Genomic DNA, 3,724 nt, shown 5'->3' on the forward strand with positions numbered 1-3,724 from the left:
GCGGGGCCAATGCCATCATCGCCCTGCGTTGCGCCAAACTCAGCGGCCGCTTCGAGGACTTCTGGGAACGGCGGTCAGCGGCGGCGGCTGCCGGATGACCTTATCTCAAAAATCTGTCGTGCACCCCAGCGTATGGCGTAAACGCCGCCGCTGAACTCATCGTTGAGGCTGTAGAAAAACCTCCTCGCGAAGAACACTCGCAATAGGACGCGATATGAGCGACGATCGTCCAAAATCTGACGTCTTTGTGGCCCCACATCGGCGGGATCGTGGCCTCTCGCGGCTCAGAGAGAGCCGCAGGCTCGGAGCCATTGGGCAGCAAGAAAAATCATGGTCTGTTGCTGAGGCCTCGAAAGACGCGTTTTTCGGGGTTTTTCTACAGCCTCGTTAGGCGGCAGTAGGCCTGATGGGTATGTGATTCGGATCGTCGCCCCCGCTAGGGATGACGGCCAGGATCCCGTTCTCGGGGCCATCCGTGCCTTGCGAGCGCTGCGAGGCGATTGTCCCGTATGGCGAGCTCTGGCGATCGATGGCCCAGCCGAGTCGAGCCTACTGCGAGCAGTGTCTGCCGGAAGCGGTGAAGCGGTAACTCACTGCATTCGTGAGATGGAGGGCCGGATTTGGAGCTATAGGCCTATGCACATGACTCAACCTGGCCCCAGATATGGTAGTAGAGACAGGGAGACGAGCGCTACATCTTGGGGTTAGTGGAGTCAAGTGCATACCCCTATGGAGCTAATTGGGAAGAGAATTTTATCGGATTCGGATCTGGTGGTTTTCATGATGCCGCTTTGTGGTATTACAGCAGAATGGACAACCCGAGCTCCTTTGTGGTACAAGATGGGTACTATAGTTTCTTCGCCTATCGAGAGGAGCTAGGCGCAATGCCGTTTCCGCAAACCCCGAGGGTTCTATACCACAAGAACCCCCTTGACCAAGTCATCTGTCAGCTGAGGTTTCCTCCCATCCTGAGAATCGAAGCTGCAATTCCAGCTGACTTCCAGGACTCCATCCGCGACGCTTTCCCAGGCTTTGCTGAGAGTTCCGAGCTCAAAGTGGAAATGCCTCCAGAGGTTTCCGATCAGGTCCCTCCTTCAATTCTACGGCAAATGGTCCAGCCTCCCCACCTCAAGAGCTTCGAGTTCGCGTCTGAAGATGGCAAGCGGAAAGTCCATCTCACTCGCACGTTCCTTGCTCTGTCCACCTCCGACTATCACCGCTGGGAGACCTTTAAAGAGGTGCTCAAGCGTCCCCTTGATGCCCTCATTCAAGTCTATTCCCCGCAGTATTTCGTCAGAATAGGTCTGAGGTACATCGACATCATACGCCGCTCAAAGCTCGGTCTCTCGGGCGTGCCATGGCGAGAGCTCCTTTGTCCTCACATCTCAGCAGTCCTCGGGTATCCCGGCGTCGGCGAAAACGTGGAGACGCAGGAAGCCATGTATGCTGTCACCCTTGATGATCCCTCAGGGGCCGTCCGCATAAGAACCAATTTCGTAGAAGCTAAGGACGACGGCGAGATCTGCTTCGTGATTGATAGTGACTTCTTCACGGACCAGAAGACATCCTTACAGGAGGCCGCTGCTCGCCTGGACTACTTCAATACGAGAGGGTCCAGGCTTATTCGTTGGTGCATTACTGAGCGCCTCCACCTAGCCATGGAGCCAGAGCAGCTATGATTACTCCATCCACGTATGTTACATCCGCTACCCCAACCATCTGGACTGCCCACAGAAAGTTCGCAATCTCATCCGGGCTGGTCAATCAGACGATCGGGGGGTCCACATACATAAACTATCTTCCCGTCCCTCCCACTACCTCCACGAGGAAGGCCAGTGAGGCTATAAACAGGGTTCCCGATCGCCATCTCGCCAGGAATGCGGAAGCATTTATTGCTTCGATAGAGGCCACCCTTACCCTTTGGAGCGCATTAGGCTTCGAGCCCACTGGTTTTCCAGAGCTGCAGGTGTTCCTACCGGAAGATGGTTCGATCCTCCTCGAGTGGGGAACGCCAAGTTACCGCGTTGGCTTCTCGCTCGAGAGCGACGATAAGGAATCAGCATGGTTTCTTGTCTCCACGCCTGACCTTGGCCAGATGAGAGCTTCAGGCTACACTGCGCACACGGATAAGGACAAACTCGTCCAGTGGCTCCTCTTTTTCATTGCGACAAACTCCTAAGCATTTCTTATGCCTTTCCCGGACAACTGCCTGAAAGGAATCCCTAATCACGAATTTCTACGTGATGATGGGACACCCGCATCGCACCTTTTTAAATTCAAGCTGGCCGAGACGAGGCAGGACGGTTATCGAGAGAACTCCGTCAACTGGCAGGATGACGACTCGGTCCTCCCTCATACCCTCTCCCAGCGAAAGGACGACGGTAGACTCCAGTTCCAGGCGGGGGTGGCGGTGCTTCCCCTGAACCACATCGACCGGCTTTGTGGCCTGCCTCTTGTCGCTGGTAGGTTGAGATACGAGAGGTGTCCCCGTCCAGGGAACCAGTATCATGGAAACCTCCTGCTTGAGGAAACGACAGCTCCCACCATGAGGATGATTGAAGCCTCAATTGCCCTCCATGTTTCCTTGGTGATTCCCCAGAACCAACAGTAGGTGCGTGCGCTTCCCCGATCCTTCCTATCCGGAGCTTAGTGTGACTGCCTTGACTCGCTGGCACTGCCCTAAAGCTGCTTACCGATTAGGACACTACCTGGAGGTATCCCGACACCGGTCGCAGCGCGACCCATAATGACATCATGAGAGCTTTCGCCGTCCTAATGGGCGCCTCCCTTCTCCTCTCCCTCTCCGCCTGTGGCTTCCCCGTGTGGCGCGACCAAGCGCTCCTCGAGGTCGCCGAGGGGCGCTGGCATGTGGACCCCGAGCAGGTCCCTCCTGGTGGCGCGCCCTCGCAGACCATCGAGTTCTATGACGCCGGGGGACGGCATGTCGGCTACGGCAAGGTGCAAGGCGGGACGGCGGAGTTCTTCAACGCTGACGGAAGCCGGGCGGGGTTTGGGAAAAGTAGGCAGTGAGACGCATTAGTCCGGCAGGCTATCTTCTTGCTATTCTCTTCGCGGCTTTCATCTTTCCAGTCTCATCCTTCGCATGCACCCTCTCTGGCAAAGTGGTCCGGGTCGCAGACGGCGACACCTTGACGGTTCTCACCACGGACCAACGGCAAGTGACAATCCGACTCGCCCAGATCGACGCGCCAGAAAAGGCTCAACCATTCGGTCAACGGTCGAAACAATCGTTGCCTGAATTGGTCTTCGGCGGAGACGTGGAGATCAGGACTGAGGCCACTGACCGGAGTGGCCGCACAGTAGGCCGAGTGTCCCTGAATGGAACAGACATCAACCTGGAGCAGGTCACGCGAGGTATGGCCTGGGCATACCGGCAATATCTGACGGACGGTTCGTTTCTCGATGCGGAGCAGGTGGCCCGATCAGCAACGTGGCCTATGGAGCGAGCCGAATCCGACCCCGCCCTGGGAGTTTAGACGCCACAGAAAGGCCAAGGCTGAACATCTGAACCGCTAACCCCCAACCATAGTGAGGCTCGCGGAGATCGTGGAGCAGTGGGAGGGGGAAGGAAACCGTCTGGGTGTAAGACAAATTTATGGGTAATATTGACTTTTCCCTTTTTTTGGCCTATCATCTGATTGTTAATTGAGCAATCAGATAAGGAGGCCTTATGACAACACCACTTGAACAACTGGAAGAGCGC

The 3,724-nt window shown here is 56.2% G+C and carries 5 protein-coding genes; 4 read left to right on the forward strand and 1 reads right to left on the reverse strand.

Going from position 1 to position 3,724, the window contains the following annotated elements:
• Nucleotides 1-707 precede the first annotated feature (707 nt).
• Together CLG94_RS00005 and CLG94_RS00010 are read left to right on the forward strand one after the other, a co-directional pair.
• The gene (locus tag CLG94_RS00005; RefSeq protein WP_239993043.1) at nucleotides 708-1,679 is read left to right on the forward strand and encodes a TIGR04255 family protein; all 972 of its coding nucleotides are present in this window, start codon (nucleotides 708-710) and stop codon (nucleotides 1,677-1,679) included.
• Complete coding sequence (locus CLG94_RS00010; RefSeq protein WP_107560861.1) at nucleotides 1,676-2,179, forward strand: hypothetical protein; 504 nt, start codon at nucleotides 1,676-1,678, stop codon at nucleotides 2,177-2,179. The genes CLG94_RS00005 and CLG94_RS00010 overlap by 4 nt, the downstream gene beginning before the upstream one ends.
• A 57-nt stretch (nucleotides 2,180-2,236) precedes the next feature.
• Here CLG94_RS00010 and CLG94_RS12910 read toward each other — a convergent pair whose 3' ends face one another.
• Nucleotides 2,237-2,509: a hypothetical protein gene (locus tag CLG94_RS12910; RefSeq protein WP_133174572.1), complete on the reverse strand. Its 273-nt coding sequence runs from the start codon at nucleotides 2,507-2,509 to the stop codon at nucleotides 2,237-2,239.
• 245 nt (nucleotides 2,510-2,754) lie between these two features.
• On the opposite strand from CLG94_RS12910, the gene CLG94_RS00020 reads away from it, so the two are divergent.
• Both CLG94_RS00020 and CLG94_RS00025 read left to right on the forward strand, forming a co-directional pair.
• A complete protein-coding gene (locus tag CLG94_RS00020) occupies nucleotides 2,755-3,030 on the forward strand; it encodes a hypothetical protein (protein ID WP_133174573.1) in 276 nt (91 codons plus the stop codon).
• Nucleotides 3,027-3,497 carry a thermonuclease family protein gene (locus tag CLG94_RS00025; RefSeq protein WP_121592137.1) on the forward strand — a complete coding sequence of 157 codons (471 nt, stop codon included), beginning with the start codon at nucleotides 3,027-3,029 and terminating at the stop codon, nucleotides 3,495-3,497. The genes CLG94_RS00020 and CLG94_RS00025 overlap by 4 nt, the downstream gene beginning before the upstream one ends.
• Nucleotides 3,498-3,724 lie beyond the last annotated feature (227 nt).

This window comes from Candidatus Methylomirabilis limnetica (assembly GCF_003044035.1).
GTDB classification, from domain to species: domain Bacteria; phylum Methylomirabilota; class Methylomirabilia; order Methylomirabilales; family Methylomirabilaceae; genus Methylomirabilis; species Methylomirabilis limnetica.

What these genes read in the sequence shown, in the direction of transcription:
- CLG94_RS00010 (WP_107560861.1), top strand. Translation starts at nt 1,676, where the DNA reads ATGATTACTCCATCCACGTATGTTACATCCGCTACCCCAACCATCTGG.
- CLG94_RS12910 (WP_133174572.1), bottom strand. Translation starts at nt 2,509, where the DNA reads ATGATACTGGTTCCCTGGACGGGGACACCTCTCGTATCTCAACCTACC.
- CLG94_RS00020 (WP_133174573.1), top strand. Translation starts at nt 2,755, where the DNA reads ATGAGAGCTTTCGCCGTCCTAATGGGCGCCTCCCTTCTCCTCTCCCTC.